The sequence below is a fragment of the Sphingomonas sp. LM7 genome (genome assembly GCF_002002925.1).
In the GTDB taxonomy this organism is placed as follows: domain Bacteria; phylum Pseudomonadota; class Alphaproteobacteria; order Sphingomonadales; family Sphingomonadaceae; genus Sphingomonas.
The window spans coordinates 1,695,449-1,713,817 of sequence record NZ_CP019511.1; the positions used below are offsets into that span (position 1 = coordinate 1,695,449).

The 18,369-nt window shown below is 66.9% G+C and carries 12 protein-coding genes; 4 read left to right on the forward strand and 8 right to left on the reverse strand.

Annotation, left to right across the window (positions count from 1 at the left end; translation table 11 throughout):
* Window positions 1-17 precede the first annotated feature (17 nt).
* Window positions 18-2,867: a pitrilysin family protein gene (locus BXU08_RS07640; protein ID WP_253190540.1), complete on the forward strand. Its 2,850-nt coding sequence runs from the start codon at window positions 18-20 to the stop codon at window positions 2,865-2,867.
* 103 nt (window positions 2,868-2,970) lie between these two features.
* Entirely contained in the window at window positions 2,971-5,370 is a 2,400-nt protein-coding gene (locus BXU08_RS07645; RefSeq protein ID WP_077509515.1) for a serine/threonine-protein kinase, read from the forward strand.
* A gap of 3 nt (window positions 5,371-5,373) precedes the next feature.
* Here BXU08_RS07645 and BXU08_RS07650 read toward each other — a convergent pair whose 3' ends face one another.
* Both BXU08_RS07650 and BXU08_RS07655 read right to left on the reverse strand, forming a co-directional pair.
* Complete coding sequence (locus BXU08_RS07650) at window positions 5,374-5,883, reverse strand: ECF-type sigma factor (RefSeq protein ID WP_077509516.1); 510 nt, start codon at window positions 5,881-5,883, stop codon at window positions 5,374-5,376.
* A 106-nt stretch (window positions 5,884-5,989) separates the two neighbouring features.
* Window positions 5,990-7,075: an OmpA family protein gene (locus BXU08_RS07655; protein ID WP_077509517.1), complete on the reverse strand. Its 1,086-nt coding sequence runs from the start codon at window positions 7,073-7,075 to the stop codon at window positions 5,990-5,992.
* 147 nt (window positions 7,076-7,222) lie between these two features.
* Between BXU08_RS07655 and BXU08_RS07660 the strand changes: the two genes are divergently transcribed.
* Both BXU08_RS07660 and BXU08_RS07665 read left to right on the forward strand, forming a co-directional pair.
* Window positions 7,223-7,834: a DUF3558 domain-containing protein gene (locus BXU08_RS07660; protein WP_077509518.1), complete on the forward strand. Its 612-nt coding sequence runs from the start codon at window positions 7,223-7,225 to the stop codon at window positions 7,832-7,834.
* A gap of 22 nt (window positions 7,835-7,856) precedes the next feature.
* Window positions 7,857-8,591, forward strand: coding sequence for a Crp/Fnr family transcriptional regulator (locus tag BXU08_RS07665; protein ID WP_150125461.1), 735 nt, complete (start codon window positions 7,857-7,859; stop codon window positions 8,589-8,591).
* Here BXU08_RS07665 and BXU08_RS07670 read toward each other — a convergent pair.
* The 6 genes from BXU08_RS07670 to BXU08_RS07695 all read right to left on the reverse strand — a co-directional run bounded on the left by BXU08_RS07670 (window position 8,584) and on the right by BXU08_RS07695 (window position 18,364).
* Complete coding sequence (locus BXU08_RS07670; protein WP_077509520.1) at window positions 8,584-10,164, reverse strand: TRAFs-binding domain-containing protein; 1,581 nt, start codon at window positions 10,162-10,164, stop codon at window positions 8,584-8,586. The two genes, BXU08_RS07665 and BXU08_RS07670, sit on opposite strands and share 8 nt — an antisense overlap.
* A 52-nt stretch (window positions 10,165-10,216) precedes the next feature.
* Entirely contained in the window at window positions 10,217-10,810 is a 594-nt protein-coding gene (locus tag BXU08_RS07675) for a hypothetical protein (RefSeq protein ID WP_077509521.1), read from the reverse strand.
* A 33-nt stretch (window positions 10,811-10,843) separates the two neighbouring features.
* A complete protein-coding gene (locus BXU08_RS07680; RefSeq protein ID WP_171982458.1) occupies window positions 10,844-12,460 on the reverse strand; it encodes a toll/interleukin-1 receptor domain-containing protein in 1,617 nt (538 codons plus the stop codon).
* 218 nt (window positions 12,461-12,678) lie between these two features.
* Window positions 12,679-15,189, reverse strand: a complete 2,511-nt coding sequence (locus BXU08_RS07685) for an ABC transporter permease (protein ID WP_077509523.1) — start codon at window positions 15,187-15,189, stop codon at window positions 12,679-12,681.
* A gap of 10 nt (window positions 15,190-15,199) precedes the next feature.
* The gene (locus BXU08_RS07690) at window positions 15,200-17,659 is read right to left on the reverse strand and encodes an FtsX-like permease family protein (RefSeq protein ID WP_077509524.1); all 2,460 of its coding nucleotides are present in this window, start codon (window positions 17,657-17,659) and stop codon (window positions 15,200-15,202) included.
* A 24-nt stretch (window positions 17,660-17,683) separates the two neighbouring features.
* Window positions 17,684-18,364: an ABC transporter ATP-binding protein gene (locus BXU08_RS07695; protein WP_077509525.1), complete on the reverse strand. Its 681-nt coding sequence runs from the start codon at window positions 18,362-18,364 to the stop codon at window positions 17,684-17,686.
* Window positions 18,365-18,369: the final 5 nt, after the last annotated feature.

Below are 18,369 nucleotides of genomic sequence, written 5' to 3' on the forward strand. Positions count from 1 at the left end.
TGCGAAGGATACCATTTTTGCACGCTAAACTGGCTCGCCGTCTGATCGCCGCAACCCTGCTCGCCGGCGTTGCCGCCCCCGCCGCCGTAAAGGCGCAGACGCCTGCCGCGCCGCGCAGCATCGCCGTCCCGCCGATCGCCTTCACCGAACGCACCCTGCCCAACGGGCTCCGCGTGATCGCGATCCGCGACACCGCCACGCCCAGCGTGAGCGTGCAGGTTTGGTATGATGTCGGGTCGAAGCACGATCCGGACGGCCGCTCGGGCTTCGCGCATCTGTTCGAGCACATCCTGTCGCGCAAGACACGCAACATGCCCTACAACATGATCAACCGGCTGACCGAGAATGTCGGCGGGGTGCGCAATGCCTCAACCTGGTTCGATCGCACCAATTATTACGAAACCGTCCCTGCTCAATATCTCGAGACGATGCTGTGGACGCATGCCGAGCGCATGGCGCGCCCGGTGATCGACGCGGAAGTGTTCAACACCGAACGCAATGTCGTGAAGGAGGAGTTCCGCCAGCGCATCCTCGCTCCCGCCTACGGCCGGCTGCGGCTGGCGCTCGACGAGAACAGCCATGACAGCGTGCCCGAGCGGCGCGCAGGCATCGGCAGCCTCGAGCAACTCGACGCCGCGACGCTGGAGGACGCGCTTGCCTTTCATGAAGCCTATTACGGGCCCGACACCGCGACGCTGATCGTCGCGGGCAATTTCGATCCCGCGCGGCTCGACACGCTGGTCGATCGCTATTTCGCCGCGGTCCCGCGCCGCAAATCGGCGCTGCCGCTGGCGATCACGGCGCGCGAAAAGCCTCGCACTGCGCCGCGGACGGTGACGGTCTATGCGCCCAACGTGCCGCTGCCGCTGATCGCGAGCAGCTGGCGCATCCCGGGATCGGCGCATCCAGACATGGCGCCATTGGTGGTGCTCGACGCGATCCTCGCCAATGGCGACAATTCGCGGCTCCAGCGTGCGCTGGTGCTCGACCGGCCGATCGCCAGCGCCGCAAGTACCAATCTCAACGATGTCGAGGGCAATGGCTTTCTCGCACCCGTGGTGACGCTCGCCACCGGAGCGACGGTAGAGCAGGCCGAGACGGCGCTCGCTGCCGAGATCGCGCGGCTGCGCGACGCACCGGTGAGCGCGGCGGAGCTGGCCGAGGCGCGCAACGAACTGATGGCCGAGGCACTGGCCGGGCGCGAAACCGCGTCAGGCCGGGCTTTCGCGCTGGGTGAGGCGCTGGTGCGCACCGGCGATCCCAAGGCGGCGGACAAGCGGCTCGCGGCGATCAACCGGGTCACCGCTGCCGACGTCCGGCGTGTGGCACAGCTGTACCTGAAGCCCGAATCGCGCGTGGACTTCCGCTATCTCGACGAATCCAAGCGCCCTGCCGACACGAAGGACGATTGGCGGAATCCAGTGCCGATGCCGCATTGGGCGACGGTGCCCCCCGCAACCCGTGCGCCGCTGACCCTGGCCCCCGAAGGCGAACGCGAACAGCCGCCCGCACCTTCTGCCGCTGTGGCGGTCACCGATCCGGTGATCGCAGAAGCGCGGCTCGCCAACGGCATGCGATTCGTGACCGCGCGCACCGGCAGCGTACCGATCGCCACGCTGACCCTGGTGTTCAAGGGCGGCAGCGCCACCGATCCGCACGGCCGTGCCGGCCTCGCCGAAATGACCGCGCTGATTGCCACCAAGGGCACGGCGACGCGCTCGGCAAAGCAGATCGCGGCCGAGCTCGAGGCGTTGGGCGCGACGATCTCCGCCGATGCAGCGCCCGACGGGACGGTGTTGAGCGTCACCGCGCCCGTGGCCGCGCTGGCGGCGGCGGGTGCAGTGCTCGCCGATGTGGCGCGCAATGCATCTTTCCCCGCCGATGAGTTCGAGCAGGAACGCCGTCGCACGATCGACCGGCTGCAAGTGTCGATGAAGACCCCCGGCCCGCTTGCCACCATGGTGATGCAGCGCGCGATCTACGGCGCTGCGCCCTATGGCGGAGTTGGCACGCCGGCTTCGCTGGGCGCGATCGGTCGCGATGCGCTGGTGGCGCAGCGCGGCCGTTGGTGGCGGCCCGACGATGCCGCGCTGATCGTTACCGGCGGCATCACGCCCGCCGAGGCACGGCGGATCGGCGACACACTGTTCGCCGATTGGCGGGCAAGCGGACCGGCACCAGCGGCTCCCACCGATGCGGCGGGCAACGCGGGCAAACCGCGGGTGATCGTGATCGACATGCCTGGTGCCGGCCAGGCCGCAGTCGCGGCGGGGCTGCGCATCCCCGCGCGGCGCGACGCCGCCTATCCCGACCTGATGATCGCCAATGCCGTGCTCGGCGCCGGATCGAATGGTCGCCTGTTCCAGGAAGTCCGCGTCAAGCGGGCATTGTCCTATGGTGCGTATAGTGCGCTGTCGGCGCGTGCCGATGCGGGAACGATGAGTGCCACCGCTCAGACCAAGAACGAAAGCGCACCCGATGTCGCCGCAATCTTCGCCGCCGAGCTCGCGCGGCTGGCCGGCGAGCCGCTCGATTCAGATACCGTGGCGCAGCGCGTCGCCTTCCTCCAGGGCGGCGTGTCGCGCCAGTCGGAGACCAGCGCTGGGTTCGCCAATGCGCTGGCGGGCCTCGTCCTGCAGGGCGTCGAGCCTGGCGAGGCGGCGAAGCTGCGCACGCGGATCGGCGCGGTGACCCCGGACGCCGCCTCTGCGGCCGCGCGCCGGACGATCCCCGCGGACGGCGCGACGATCGTCATCGTCGGCGACGCCAAGCTGTTCGTCGACAAGCTGCGCGAACGCTATCCGCAGCTGGAAGTGATCCCGATCGCAGCGCTCGATCTGAACCGGCCGGAGCTCAAGGCGCAATAAACGCGATCCACCCTACATCGCGGAAAACCACTTCACCTGCGCGCGGGCGCAGATATGGTGTGCTCGACGAAACCGGGGGGTGGGCGTGTTGGACAGCAGTTTGATGGTTGCCGTGAGGCTGTTCGAGGAACTCGAGCCGCTGGACTCAAACCGGCGCGAGACCCGGCTTGCCGACACGCCTCCCGAAGTTGCCATACAGGTCCGCGCGCTGCTGGAAGGCGCCGCACGGCGCGGCGTGCTGGACGGTCCGACGCCCGAATTCGAGGCCGCAACGGCGCCCGCGCCGGGCTCCTCTTTCGTCCCCGGCGCGCGCGTCGGCCCGTTCGAGATCATTGCGTCGATCGGCATGGGGGGCATGGGTGAAGTCTATCTCGCCGAGCGCCAGGACGCCGGCTTTACCCAGCGCGTGGCGATCAAGCTGCTGCGCATCGATTCGATGCTCAGCGCCGAGATCTTCGCGCGCGAACGTCGGCTGCTTGCCCAGGTAGACCATCCCAATATCGCGCGGCTGATCGACGGCGGGATCACGCCCGAAGGCCGTCCCTGGATGGCGATGGACTATATCGACGGCGAGCCGCTGGATCGCTGGTGCGAAGCCAACACGCCGACGCTCGAAACGCGGCTGCGCATCTTCGCGCAGATTTGCGAAGCCGTTTCCCATGCGCATGCCAATCTGATCGTCCATCGCGACCTCAAGCCGTCGAACGTGATGATCGATGCCAGCGGCCGCGCGCATCTGCTCGATTTCGGCGTCGCCAAGCTGCTCGCGGACGGCGGCGACGCGCTCGCCCAGACCCAGGCGCTGATCACCCCCGACTATGCCGCCCCCGAACAGTTCGATTCCGGCCCGGTGACGACGGCCACCGACGTGCACGCGCTCGGGGCCTTGCTGTTCGAGCTGCTGACCGGACGGCGGCCCTGGCAATCAGGCGGATCGCTGCCGACGATCGTCCGCCGCGTGGTGACAGAGGAACCGCCGCTGCCGAGCAAGGTCGCCGCCACTCTCGCCCATGCGCCCGTGCCGCCCGTGCGGCTCAAGGGTGATCTCGATGCGATCGTGCTCAAGGCGATGCGCAAGGAGCCGCTCCAGCGCTATGCGACGGTCGAGGCGCTGAGCGAGGACATCGAACGCGCCCAGAGCTTTCGTCCGGTTCAGGCTCGCCAGGGATCACGGCGCTATGCCTTTGGCAGGTTCGTGCGGCGCAACCGCGTTCCGATCGCGGCGGTCGCTGCAGTGATCGTCGCGGTGCTGCTCGGCGCGGTGGCGTTCGCGATTCAGGCACAGCGCACCGGAGTCGAGCGCGATCTCGCCCGCGCCGAGGCGCGCCGATCGGATTCCATCGTCCAGACGCTGACGCTGATGCTGGGCACCACTCCGAGTTCGGCAGACCTGACGCTGAAACAGGCGCTCGACCAGTCGGCAGCGCGGATGCTCGCGCGGCTCGACGGCTCCGAACGCTCGGGACAGACCATCGCCGCGATGGGCGACCTGTTCGTCAACATCCAAGACCCAAAGGGCGCCTTCGTGCTCTACAGGGGCGCGCTCGACCGCGGCATCGGCCGCGACAGCTCGATCTGGACCGCCCGCCTGCGCGCCGGCCTCGCCGACACCGGGATATCGGTCGGCCAGGGGGAGATCGCTCCGAAGCTGCTCGACGAGGCGGACCAGGTATTCCGCACCGACCCGCAGCGCTACGCCGTCGATCTCCAGCAGACCCTGCTTTCCCGCGCGGCGATCGCCCGGCGCAAGGGCGATTACGACACTGCGATCGGGATACTGATGGCCGACCTTCCCGGTGCCGAACGCGCGCTCGCGGCGAACGACAGCGCGCTGCTCACGCGCTACAACAACATGCTGGTGTATCTGATCGAGTCCAATCGCGGCGATGAGATCCCGCCGCTGCTCGAACGGATCGACCGGACGCTCGCCCATCCTGGCGCGCGCGACGTGATCCAGGCGTTCAACATCGATCAGTTGCGCGCAACCTGGCAGTTGCGTCAGGGCAATCCGGCGGCTGCCGAGCAGACAGTCACCGCCGCCGCCGAGCGCCGCCGTCGCCTGTTCGGCGAGAGCGCGGGCCTGGCAACCGATCTGATGCAGCTCGGCAAGGCGCGGATCGCCAAGCGCGACTTCGTCGGTGCCGAGACGGCGCTGGGCGAGTCCGAAACGCTCGCGGTGCGCTTCCTCGGGCCGGTGGCCCTGCCTACCATCGTCATCAAGCTCGCGCTGGCGCAGACCCGCGCGGAACGCGGCGATGTGGCGGCGGCAACCGCGACGCTCGCCGAGGCGGCAAAGGCAATGGCGCCGCTGCCCACGCCCAATCCGCTCACCGGCCAATATGCGATGACGCAAGCGGTGGTGGCACTCAAGGCCGGCAACAAGCCGCAGGCGCAGGCAGCGGCAGCGCGCGCGCGGTCCGCGTTTGCGGCGATGGGGCCGGCGGGCAGCTTCGGCCTGACGTCGATCGCCACGATCGAGCGGCGGATCGCGGCGCTTCCCTGAGCGTCAGTCGGCGATCGCTAGTCCGCTATAGAGTATTGCACGCGCCTGCACCCATAGCCGGCGCACGGTGCGATCGGTGACGCCCAGCACGAACCCGGTCTCGCGCTCGTCGAGCCCGGCGAAGAAGCGGCAATCGACCACTTGCGCCAGCCGCGGATCGGCCAAGGCCAGCCGGCGCATCGCGTCACCCAGCCCGGCAAGCTCCTCATCGTCCGCCGCGGTGGCGGCCTGGGATTCGATGGCGCGAGTATAGCCATGGACTTCCGCCGCGCGCTTGCCGGCCAGCCGCGCGCGCGCCGCGTCGATCATGATGTGGCGCATCGCCGTCGCCGCGCAGCCGAGGAAATGGCGGTCGCTGTCCCAATCCTCGCGCTGGCGGATCTTGAGATAGGCTTCGCTGATCAGCGCAGTGGCCTGGATCGTGTTCGGGCTGCCGGCGCGACGATGCTCGCGCTGCGCGATATGATGCAGCTCGTCGTACAGGACTCGAATCAGTTCCTCGGACGACTGCATCGCTACAGCATCCCGGGCAGGCCCGACGAACGCAAGTGCGAACTCGACACGCGGCACATCACAAGGCCATCAAATCGCCAGCCATACTGCACGCAATGCCAGCAGATCAGCGCTTTACCAGTTCTACACGCCGGTTCTTCGCCTTGCCGTCGTCGGTGGCGTTGTCGGCGACCGGCTTGGTCTGGCCATAGCCTTTGGCGGTCAGCCGATCGATTGCGATGCCCTGTGCCAGCAGCGCGCCGAGCACGGCGCTGGCACGACCGGTGGACAGCTGCTGGTTGTGCGCGGCGGCCCCCGAATTGTCGGTATGGCCCTGAACCTCGAGCCTGAGTTGGGGATGCGCTTTGAGCAGCTTGATGATCTCGGCGAGGATCGGCTGCGAATCCGGCTTGATAGCCGTCGCGTCGGTATCGAAGTTGATGTACAGAGCCACATGGCCCTGCGCGTCGAGCGCGGCCTTCATTTGCTCCGCGTCGAGCAGCTTCGCCTTCATCTCCAGCGCTTTCTTCTCGACGATGGTCAGCCAGTAGCTGTCGTCCTCGTCCTGCCAGCGCTTCCACACCTCGACCCAGATCTCACCGGCCGGCGTACGGACCATATAGGTGCCGCCCTTCTCGGCACCCAGATTGTAGAGGCCGCGGTGGCGGTTGTCGGCGAACTTCAGCTTGGCGTCGGTGATCTCCTTGCCGGAGCCCTCCCAGACCGTGCCCCCGCCCAGATCCTTGACGAGCTTCTCATAGGTCTTCTGCGCCTGGAAGATCGACACGCCCTTGCCGAGCGCGCGCCTCGTGTAGAGCTGCCCCTCGACGGGGATCACCTTCTTCCCGTCAAAGAATTCGTAGCGGTCATAGGCGACGTCATGCTGGAGCTCCCGCGAGGAATCGCCCGGCCGGTTCTTGAGCGACAGCGGCTCATAGCCTTCCATCAGGCTGAAATAGGGCCAAGCACCACCCGGTGCGCTGCCCATCGGCGCGCTGGCCGGATCGAAGCCAGCCGGCGCCGCCGCGACTGCGCCGGCTGGCGCGCCGACATTCGCAATCACGGTAGCGTTCTCGATGACATTGGCGGCGATGCCGTTCGCGGTTTCGTCAGGCTGCGACGCACAGGCGCCCAGCGCCAGCGTCGCCAGCGCGCAGCCCCAGCGCGCGCGGTTCCTTCGAAGACCCGAAATTCCCAAAGCCCGTTCACGCATCGCCCACCTCCCTGTCGCTGCTCAGGACAAGACGGCGGTTTGCGGCGCAAACGGACATCGCCGGCAAATTTCTCGTGAGCCGGGCGCTGCATGTCCGCTTCGATCCGCCGCCGCCGTCTAGCCCGGCAATGGGGTTCAAAAGGGAGGATGATCATGCGACACGCGATGACGATGTGCACGGCAGTGGTGGTTGCGGGGTTGGCGCTGGCCGGCTGCGGCGGCCGCCAGACTGCGGAGAACGGCGAAACTGCCGTTGCCGGCGGCGGTGCGGCTGGGGGCGGTCACGACATCGACCCCTGCACGCTGATCACGCCCCGGGAAATGACTGCGATCACCACCGACAAGGTGACCGGCACCAATCGCGACGGCGTGTCCTGCACCTATCGAAGCGAGCCCAATGACGGCGTCCAGATCACCGTCCGCGCCACCGGCGGCGCCAAGGCGATGGAAGTGGTGCACCGTTCCGCCGAGCTGCTGGGCGGCATGGGCGGCACAGTCGCTGACAAGGGCGGTGCTGGCGCGGATGTCGCCGAGATGCTCAAGAAGGACACGGGCGCCGTCCCGGCGCTCGGCGACGAAGCCGTGTGGGGGCCAAACGACACACTGTCGGTGCGCAAAGGCGATGCGTTCGTCGAGGTGACGCCGCCGCTGATGCACGATCCGGCGAATCACAGCGGCTATCCGCTGATCAGGAAGGAAGAGAAGCGCGCCATCGCTCAGGCGGTCGCCGTGAAGCTGATCGAGAAGCTGCCGCGCTGATTAGCGCAGCGGAGGCCGCGCGGTGGCAGTTGTCAAATATCCGTCATTGGGGTTCACTTCGCGAGTGACCCCGATGGCGCCCGCAGAGCAGCAGGAGGACGGATATCCCCTCCCCTTCGTGGCGAAGGCGTTTGCCTGCTCGGCCGACATCGCCGCACAGGTCGTGCGGCGCGGGCGCCTGCGCCATTTCGGGGACCGGGCGATCATCCTGCGGCAGGGCGACTGGCTCACGCTCGCCTATCTGCTGATCTCGGGCCGGGCACAGGCGCTGTTGTACGGCGCCGACGGGCAGATCATCTTGCTCCACGACTTCCGGTCCGGAGACCTGTTCGGCGCGATCGGTGAGATCGACTCGGTTCGCCAGGACGCCGATGTGGTCGCGCTGGACCCGGTAGAGACGTTCGTGCTCGAAGCGGCCGAACTCGCCCGGCTGGCGGAACAGCACGGCGCCATCGGCCTAGCCCTGTCGCGCATGCTGATGGCGCGCCTTCGCCAGATGACCGGGCGGATCTATGAGCGCGCCGCGTTGTCGGCGGTAGGCCGTGTCTATGCCGAGCTGTTGCGAGAGGCACGGCGAGCACCCGATCTCCGGATCAGCCCTGCGCCGATATTGTCGGAACTTGCGCTTCGGGTGGCGACGACGCGCGAGACGGCCTCCCGCGCCGTGAATGCGCTGGATCGCCGGGGCATCATCCGCCGCGACGCATATTCGCTGACGGTGGTGGCGCCGCACCGGCTGGAGGCGCTGATCATTTGAGCGCGTAGAGCCCGATCGGCGGCTCTGCTGCGTGCGGTTCGAGTTCGCCGACATAATCGGCGCGAACGCCGTCGCTCCCCCTTGCCGCCAGCGCCGCCGCAAAGTCCTGGGTGACGCAGGCGGAGCCCGCGGGCGTCGATGCCGCCGCCGCTTCCGCAGGGCTGGTCGCTTCTGCCGGCAACCGCAGCGCGTTCGAGAAGGGGTCCTCGAAGGGCACGACTGCGCAAAAATCACCCCCCACGCGATGACCGTCGCGAGCCAGTGCGAGGATCAGGTCAGCCGCATCCTGCAAATTCTTGTGTGCGAGCAGCACCCGCTCGCCCGACAGATACGGCGCGACGACGGGAACGGATACCCTCGTAATGGCTTCGCCGACCGTTGCCAGCCATCGTTCGATCGTGTCGGCCTTTGCGGACTGGGCAGGCATGATCGCGATCACCGCGAGCGCCGCGCGTGCTTCCGCCTCCAGCGTCTCCGCAACCTGGGACGCACCCGCGGTCTCGCGTGGCGCCTGCACGATCCGCTGGCGCCGATTGCTCGCCGCCCAGATGTCTTGCGCCTGGAGCGTCGCGCTGGCGCCGGACGCGGCAGCATCGTCGCCGGCGACCACGAGCAGCTGGGTCGCCTCGCTTTCCAGCTGGCGTGCGTTGAGCACTGCCGCGCCCATGGCGATCTCGTCGGCAAGCCCGATCGTCACCGTTCCCGGCGGCGATCCGAACGGGCGGACGGCCCGCACCGTCTCCGCCTGATCGACTAGGGCGTCGAACCGCCGCCGCCACGCCGCACCGAACGGGTCCACCGATACCGATGCAAAGGCTGCTGCTCCCCCGGGGAGCACGGCGTGCAGCTGCGCTCCGCGCGCGAGGAGCGCCTCTGCGATGAGGATGTCGGCGCCCGCTGCCAGCGCGCCATAGCCGAAGCCGATCCTCTCTTCTTCCAGCAAGGCCAGGATTTCCCGGTCCAGATCCTTGCGGCCGACGGCGTCGGAATCGAACGACATGTGTCCGCCGAAATGGAGCGAGCGCGGGGGCCGATGCGCGTCGAGCCAGGACGCGTCCCGCCCCTGCGCCGTGAGAACCAGCCTGAACTGGCGCAGCGTGGTGGCATGATCTTCCCAAGCCTTTGGCGCCAGCGCGATGGCTTCGGCGAACGCCGCGCGCGCCTCGTCGTGCCGGTTCAGCAGCAGAAGCGCCTCGGCGCGGGTAGCGGCGCGATAATAGGGCGTTTCGGGCTCGTCGGGATGCGCATCGATGCTGCCGAGCACCTCCAGCGCCAGGCTCTCCGCCTCGTCGACGCTGCCGCCCAGCGCCGCCAATGTCGCCGCGTTGATCAGCGGATATGTCGCCGGCTGCAATTCCGCCGAGCGCCTGTAGGCGGCGGCAGCCTCGCGATAGAGAAGCTGCCGCTCCTGCGCAGACGAACGGAGCGCGAGATCCTTCAGCAACCGCCCCTTGACGATCAGCATCGCCACGTCGTCGGGCGAAGCGTCCGCCGCGGCAAAGCGGCGAAGCGCCTCATCAATCGCCCCGGCACGAGCCAGCGCGATGATGGCAGCGGGAGACGAACTGCTCATGGTGCAACTCCGCGTCGGTTATCTTTGTGACGCTCGATGCGTTTATCGGCCATCACGGTGGTGGCGGCCCGGTATTGGTGCCGGTGTCATCGTGCGAGAAAAACGGGTGGACCGAGGGGCCGCGCAGCACATCCAGCTTCAGGGGATAGAACGTCTCGAGTTCCGCATCCTTCCACGGCTTTCCATTCTTCTTCTTGACATGGTTGATGCAATATATTGCCTGCACCTTCGAGCCGTCCGTCGTGGTAAATTGGGTCAATGTCTTGCCTGTGAACGTGTGGCGCCCGCCCGTAATTACGAGGCCCTCCGCGGAACCGAATTTATATCCCGGCGCGTCCAGGACCACCACGAGATAGCTCTTCCAGCGCCACTTCAAATCGCCAAGTCCCCAACCCACCGGCTTTCTGGCCCCGCTCTTAATCTCACTCGTCCAGATCGGAATCAGGTCTTCAATTTTGGCGGATGAATTGACATCACCCGCATGTATCAAAAAAGCTTCTACCTTGCCGTGATAACCGTGCATCGTCTGGCCCGGTGTCACATAGTAGAAATAGGCATAGGGCGCCGAACCGGCGCGCGTCTGTTCCCCTGCCTCGTCCACGACTACCGCGTTTCCGCTGTCGCGTGGCTCCGAACCTGCGCTCATCTTACCCTCCCTCGACATAGTGGCTTACGCTATTCACTCTCCTTCACACGCCGAACGGCGGCCATCGTCACTCCGCGGCTCTAGCAACGGGCTTCTCCGTCCCCATCCCTGCTGATCGCTCTGCAGCTTACGCTTCAGCGCCAACCAGTCGCTGTTCTGCGGGTCTCGCGATGTCAGGAAATCGACCGCCTCGCGGGCTTGCTTGAGCCGCGCACGCGCGCCGGCCTTGTCGTCGCTTCTGAACAGGGAAAGTGCCAGGCCTCGGCGCGCTGCCGCCAGCCGGAACCGGACATCCAGATTGTCGGGCCGATCGAGTGGCGCGATGATGGCATGCTGCCGCAGGCGCGCGTCGCGCGAGCGCGCCCAGAGCCCGCGCATGTAGAAGCTGTCGGCGAGATAGCCATAAGCGTTGGCCAGGCTCAGCAGGATATGTTCGTCACCGGGCGCGAGCCGCAACGCGCGGGCCAGCATCAGCAGCGCGCGGTCGTAGGAACGCTGCGCAGCCCGATAGTCCCGCGTGCCGTAGAGTTGGACATTGCCGAGATTGATCGAAGCCGAAGCCGCTTTCATCAGAGGCTCGGGCTCGGTCGGCGTCGCCCTGGCCAGACGGTCGGCCGTCGCAGCGGCAGCGGCGTATTGCGCCTGCGCCCGCGGCCAATCGCGCATCTCCTCGTACACGCGGCCGATTCCCATCAAGCTCTTGGTGTGCGCGAGCAGATATTGATCGCCCGCTCCGCGCTGGACCTGCTCGGCCGTGGTCTGTCGCGCCTCGTCGAACGCGGCGAGTGCGCTCCGGGCCCTGCCCTCGACAAGCAAGTCGTCGCCAACCGCTTGAAGGATGCGCGCGCGCCGCACCAGCGACTCGTCCGGAAGCCCCGACACGTCGTTCCGCCCGCCATAATATCGCAGCGCGCGGGCGTTGACGGCGGTCATCGTGTCGAGCCGCCCCACCTTCCGCAACCGGTCACGCAGATCCGTCAGCATGAACTCCACCAGCCCTTCCGCCTCGGCGCGCTGGCGCTCGGCTTCGCGCCGGGCGGTCAGGGCAAAGCTCGTCAACACCGTCATGACTAGCATCGCGGCGAGCGCGCCCGCCGTGACCGCCATCACGCGTCGGATGCGGCGCTGCGCGTCGCGCTGGACAAGGGCATCGAGATCGACTTCCGACAGCCCGGCGACCAGCTTGAGCAGGCCGAGGCGGTGGCCGTCGCCCTCCTTTCTCAGATCGGCGGCGAGCGGCTCGACACCCCCGGCCGAAAGCGCCTCCGGAAAACACAGGACCGGATCGCCGCGGACGATCGCGGCCAGCACGGGCCGGTCGGGGTGCAGTTCGCGAAACGTCTCGATTTCCTTGCGCACCCAGATCGAGGCGGCGCTGTCCGGGGAGCATAGGACGACAAGGCTCTGCGATCCCGCCAGCGCCGACCGCACCTTTGCGCTGAGATCATGTCCAGCGGACAGTTCTTCCCGATCGAGGAAGATCGGCGCCAGCCTTGCCGGGAGCGCCCCCGTTGCGCGTTTGCCGATCAGCCGGCGTGGCATATGAAAGGATTCGAGCCGCTTGTGCACCAGGCGCGCCACCGCCGCATCCTTGTGGCTGTAGCTTAGAAACGCACGGTACTGGCGAACAACTTCCTGTTCTTCCGCCACGACCTGCCCCGCTGCGACGATCGACCGGAAAGCTGGCAGACCATCGTCCCGCAAGCAAGTATTTCAGCGTAGGCCAATGAAAGCGGCCCCAACATGCGATTCTGAGCTCCAGACGAGGATAGCCTTTTTCGTCGCCATTACTTGAGCGAAACGGGCGAGAGGTTACGCAGATCACCTGCTCACCCCTCGCCCGCCCGCCCGGCCCTGAACTGACGCGCCTACTCGTAGCGCAGGGCATTGACCGGATTGGTGCGCGCGACGCGGAAGGCATGCGCGCCGATCGTCGCGACGGCGATCAGCAGCGCAAGCAGCCCCGCCGCCACGAAGGGCGTGGGCGTCAGGCCGATGCGGACGTCGAACTGGTTGAGCCAGTCGCGCATCACCCACCACGCCACCGGCCACGCGATCAGATTGGCGATCAGCACGGGGCGACTGAACTGCCAGACGAGGAGCTGCACGATGTCGCGGGTCCGCGCGCCGAGCACCTTGCGGATGCCGATTTCCTTGGTACGGCGCTCGGCAGTGAAGGCCGCGAGACCGAACAGCCCGAGACAGCCGATCACCGCGGCGAGGATCGCGAACATCCCGAACAGCTGGGCGCGGGTTTCGTCACGACGGTACAGGTTGTGTACGATGTCGGTCACCGAACGCGCCTCGAACGGGATCTCGGGCAGCATGCGCTTCCAGATCGCCTCGACCTTGTCGCGCACCGGCCTCGCTTCGCCAGCATGCCGGACAAGCAATGTCGAATAGCCGCGCGTCTGATAGAAATAGAGGATTGGCTGGAGCGGCTCGCGGACGCTGCGATACCGCACGTCGCTGACCACGCCGACGATCGTCGCCGGCACCCAGGTACCGGCCTCGCTGATGGTCAGGCCAGCCTGTAGCTGCTTGCCGATCGCTGCCTGTGGCGTCGCGAAGCCGAGCCGCTTGGCCGCCATCTCGGACAGGATCACGTTTATGCCGCGCGCCGCCAGCGCCCGCTCGGCATCTATATCGACCGGCGAGGGCGTCGTGGCATCGTCCATCGCCACCGCTTCCGAAAAGGTGCGTCCGGCGAGCAGCTTCATCCCCAGCGTGTCGATCACCCCGGGGTCTATGCCGTAGATGCCGAGTTGCGCGTTGCGCGTCTGGCCCGGCAGGCGCACCGAGGTCATCGAGTTGTTGCCGGGATTGACCCCGATGGAGGTGCGCGCGACCGAAGAGACGCCGGGCACTTGCCGGACCTCCTCGATAAAGGCACGCGACACCGCTTCCGCCTGCGGCGTGTTGAGACGCAGCACCTGCAACAGCCCGTCGCGGCGATATCCCGCATCCATCGTTCGCGCGTAGATCGTCTGCGAATAAACTATCGCGGTGCAGATGAGCAGACCGATCGAGACGGCGAACTGCCCCACCACGAGCAGGTTGCGCAGTCGTCCATTGCCCTCGGCATCGGCGGCCGACTTGTTGGCCTTGAGCACGACGGCGGGCTGGAAGCGCGATAGATACAGCGCCGGATAGGCGCCCCCTGCGATCCCGACGATCACCGCCAGAAGCACGACTGGCAGCAGAATGCCGTGCGCACCGAAATAGCGGATCTGCATCGTCGCATCCAGAAAGGTGTTGAGCGGCGGCAGCGCCAGTTCCGCGAAGGCAAGCGCGACCAGGGTTGCAATCCCCGCCACCAGCACGGATTCGCCGATGAACTGAACGATCAATTGCTTGCGGGTCGCGCCCAGCACCTTGCGCAGCGCCACTTCGCGCGCGCGCTGCGATGCCCGTGCCGTGGCGAGATTGGTGAAGTTGATGCATGCCATCCCCAGGATCATCAGCGCCACCACAGCGAAGGTGAAGATGGTCCGCTTGTCGCTACCGGGCGAGAAGCCCGATTGCTGTGCCTCGCCCAGATGCACGTCGCGGACGTTGGTCAGCCGGAAATCCTGGTCGGTGCCCGGATTGGTGACGGGTCCGCCATCGGCAGGATCGTTTGGGATGTTGCGCTTCTCCCAGGCGGGGAACTGCGCCTCCATCTGCGCCACGTCGGTGCCCGGGCGGACCTTCACATAGACATAGCCGCCTTGCGCGTTCCACGACGTCAGCATGCTGGTGTTGTTGCGGTAATAGGTCTGCGGATCGAACCGCGCGACGATGTCGAGGCGCAAATGGCTATTCTTCGGCAGGTCCGCGAAAACCCCGGTGACGCGGTAATCCTCGCGCAGTTCGTCGCTTATCAGCGTCACTGTCTGCCCGACCGGATCGGCATTGCCGAAATACTTCTTCGCCTCGCTCTCGCTCAGCACCACGCCATGCGGGTCGTCCAGCGCATGCGCGCGATCGCCGCGGACGAAGGAGATCGGCAGGATTTCGAAGATGTTGCCGTCGGCGAAATAGCTGTCGCGCGGACGGAATGCCTGTCCCTTGTAGACGACGTTGATGCCGCGATCGGCGAGGTAGACGCGCTTGAGAATCTGGGGGAAATCCTTCTGCAGCGCGATGCCCGAGGCGAAGCTCGACATCTGCAGCTTATATTCCTCGCCGCCATCAGCCGTGGGCTTGTAGAAATCCTGGAGCTGATATGCCTGCTCGGCCTCGGGCATCCAGTCGTCATAGCTGGACTCGTAGCGCACATAGGTGAGAATCAGCAGGCACGCGGCGATGCCGAGTGACAGCCCGAAGATGTTGATGAAGGCATAAACCTTGTTCTTGGCCAGGGCCCGCAGGCCGACGGTCACGTAATTGCGCCACATGGTCTGGTTCCTATTCGTAGCGAAGCGCGTGGACGGGATTGGCGCGGGCGGCGCGCATGGCATGGCCGGCGACGGTGGCGACTGCGATGGCGAGCGCCAGCAGCCCGGCAACGGCGAAGGGCGTCGGGCCGAGCGGCACGCGGACGTCGAAGCCGTTGAGCCATGCGCGCATCGCCCACCAGGCAATTGGCCAGGCGAACAGATTGGCAAGCACCACCGGCCTGGAGAACTGCCAAACCAGCAGCCGCACGATGTGGCGCACCTTCGCGCCGAGCACCTTGCGAATGCCGATCTCCTTGGTCCGCCGCTCGGTCGCGAAGGCGGCGAGGCTGTAGAGCCCGAGGCAGGCGATTAGCACGGCGAGCCCGGAGAAGCTCGCGAACAGCGCACCTCGGGCGCGATCGGCGGCATAGATCTCGCGCACGATATCGTCGGCGAAACGCGCCTCGAACGGAATTTCGGGCTCGAAGCGGCGCCAGACCTTGTTCAGCGCCGCCATCACTTCGGCCGGACGCGCGGCGGCGTAGCGGACCAGCACCTGGCTCGTGCGTTCGGGGGCATAGACATAGACGATCGGCTCGATCGCGTCGCGTGCGGTGCGGAACCGGGTATCCTCGACGACGCCGACGATCATGGACGGCACCAGCACGAGGCCATAGGCGGCGACGCGCACGCTCTGTCCGATCGCCGCCTGGGGCGTGCGATAGCCGAGCCTGGCCGCGCCGGCCCGGTTGACCACCACGTTGATGCCGCGCGAGACCAGATCCGCCTCCGACCCGCCGACCCGATCGGCGGCAAAGCGATCGCCTAGCCGGCGCCCGGCGAGGAGATTCACGTCCATCGTCCGAAGCAGGTCCGCGTCGATGCCGTACAGCCCCATCGAGATATAGTCGGTGGCGCCGGGCAGCTGCATCAGCCGAAGCGTCTTCTGCGTCGATCCCAGCCCGAGTTCGGTGCGGCCCACCCCGGCAACCCCCGGAATCGCCAGCATCGCGGCGCGCGCCGCTTCATATTCGGAGCCTTGGGTGAAGCGCCAGGCATTGTCGATCTGGACCAGCCCATCGCGCCGATAGCCGGGATCGACGCGCTCGACGAAGCGGGTCTGCGACACGATGACGATGGTGCTGGCGATCAGCCCGATCGCGATGGCGAACTGGACCACGACCAGCGCAGTACGGAAGCGGCCATTACCTGGCGTCTCGACCGAGGCGCGATTGGCGCGAAGCACTTCGGCCGGCTGAAAGCGGCTGAGATAGAAAGCCGGATAGAGCCCGCCGAGCAGCCCGGTCGCGGCGAACAGCCCGAGCGCCGGCCACAGCATCCCGCCCGGGCCGGTATAGGCGATGCGGATGTCCGCGCCGATCCAGGCGCCGAGCCAGGGCGTGGCCAGCTCGACGATCGACAGCGCGATCAGCATCGCCGCTCCCGCCATCACCAGGCTTTCGCCGAGGAACTGTACAATCAGCTGTCTGCGCGAGGCGCCGAGCACCTTGCGCAGCGCCACTTCGCGCGCCCGCTGGGCGGCTCGCGCAGTCGATAGGTTGACGAAGTTCATCACTGCCATGCCGAGCGTCAGCAGCGCGACGATCGCAAAGGTGGCTAGCGTGCGCGGATCGCCGCCGGGCGCCAGCGCGCCTTCCTGCGTGCCGCCGAGGTGGAGATCGGTCAGCGACACCAGATGGAGGTCGATCAAGTCGGACATCGCCGCCGGCTTGCCGTCGATCACTTCGGTGGGGATCGCGCGCTTCTCCCAGCCAGGCAGCGCGGCATTGATCGCGGCCACGTCGGCATTGGCGCGCAGCTTGATATAATGGTGCTGGTTGAAATTGCCCCAGCCGCGAAGCTCGGCGGGAGTTTGGTTGGGATCGCGGCGGAACAGGATGGCGAGGCGCAGGCTGGTGTTGCGTGGCAGATCGCGCAGCACGCCGGTGACGCGGTAGTCGCGCTTGCCCGAACCGGCGCCGAGGCTCAGTTGCTTGCCCAGCGCTTCGGCGGTGCCGAAGTGGCGGATCGCCTCGCGCTGCGTCAGCACGATCGAATTGGTGTCGGGAAGCGCAGTCGCTGCCGAGCCCTGTGCGAACGGCAGCGCGAACACCGTGAAGAAGCCCGCATCCACTGTAGTCGCGTCGAGGAACACCGGCTGGCCGTCGCGCTCGGTGACGGTCTTCCCAGCGGCCAGCGAAGTCATCGCCTCGATTTGCGGGAAGCCGGCGGGCAGCCGCTCGTAGAGCGGGTACGAACTCGACTGGAGCTGCACCGCGGGCTGGGCCGGCGGATGGAGCGTCGACTGGACCTGATAGACGCGGCTGCTGTCGGGCATCCAGCTATCATATGCGCGCTCGTAGCGGACATAGTTGAGGATCAGCAGGCACCCGGCGAGCCCGAGCGCCAGCCCACCGATGTTGATTGCGGCATAGACGCGGTTACGCGCCAGCAGCCGCAGCGCGATCGTCAGATAGTTACGCCACATGCGGCCGATCCCCCTCCTTACCGATCAGGCCGCGCGGCGGCGTTCCTGCAGGATGCGGCCGTCGAGCATCGACACGATCCGCCCGGCATAATCGGCGTGCGCGGGCGAGTGGGTGACCATCACGATCGTCGAGCCCTCGCCGTTGAGCGTCTGGAGCATCCGCATCACTTCCTCGCCATGATGCGTGTCGAGATTGCCGGTCGGCTCGTCTGCGAGGATCAGCTTGGGGTTGGCGACCAGCGCGCGGGCCACGGCGACGCGCTGCTGCTGGCCGCCCGAGAGCTGGCTCGGACGATGCTTGGCGCGGTGCGCGATCCCGACCTTGTCCATCACTTCGTCCACCCGGCGCTTGCGCTCGGATGCGGAGACATTGTGGTAGAGCAAGGCGAGCTCGACATTGTCGCGCACGCTCAGCTCATCGACCAGATTGAAGCTCTGGAAGATGAAGCCGATGCTCTCTTTGCGCACATCTGCGAGCTTGCTCTCGGAAAGCCCGGCGACTTCCTTGCCGTTGAACACATAGCTGCCGCTGGACGGGCTATCGAGCATCCCGATCATGTTGAGCAAAGTCGATTTGCCGCACCCCGAAGGCCCCATGATCGCGACGAACTCGCCCTCGGCGATGTCGAGATCGATCGCGTCGAGCGCCGTCGTCTGGACCGTGTCGGTGCGATAGACCTTGGAGAGTTCGCGCATCGTCAGCATGAAAT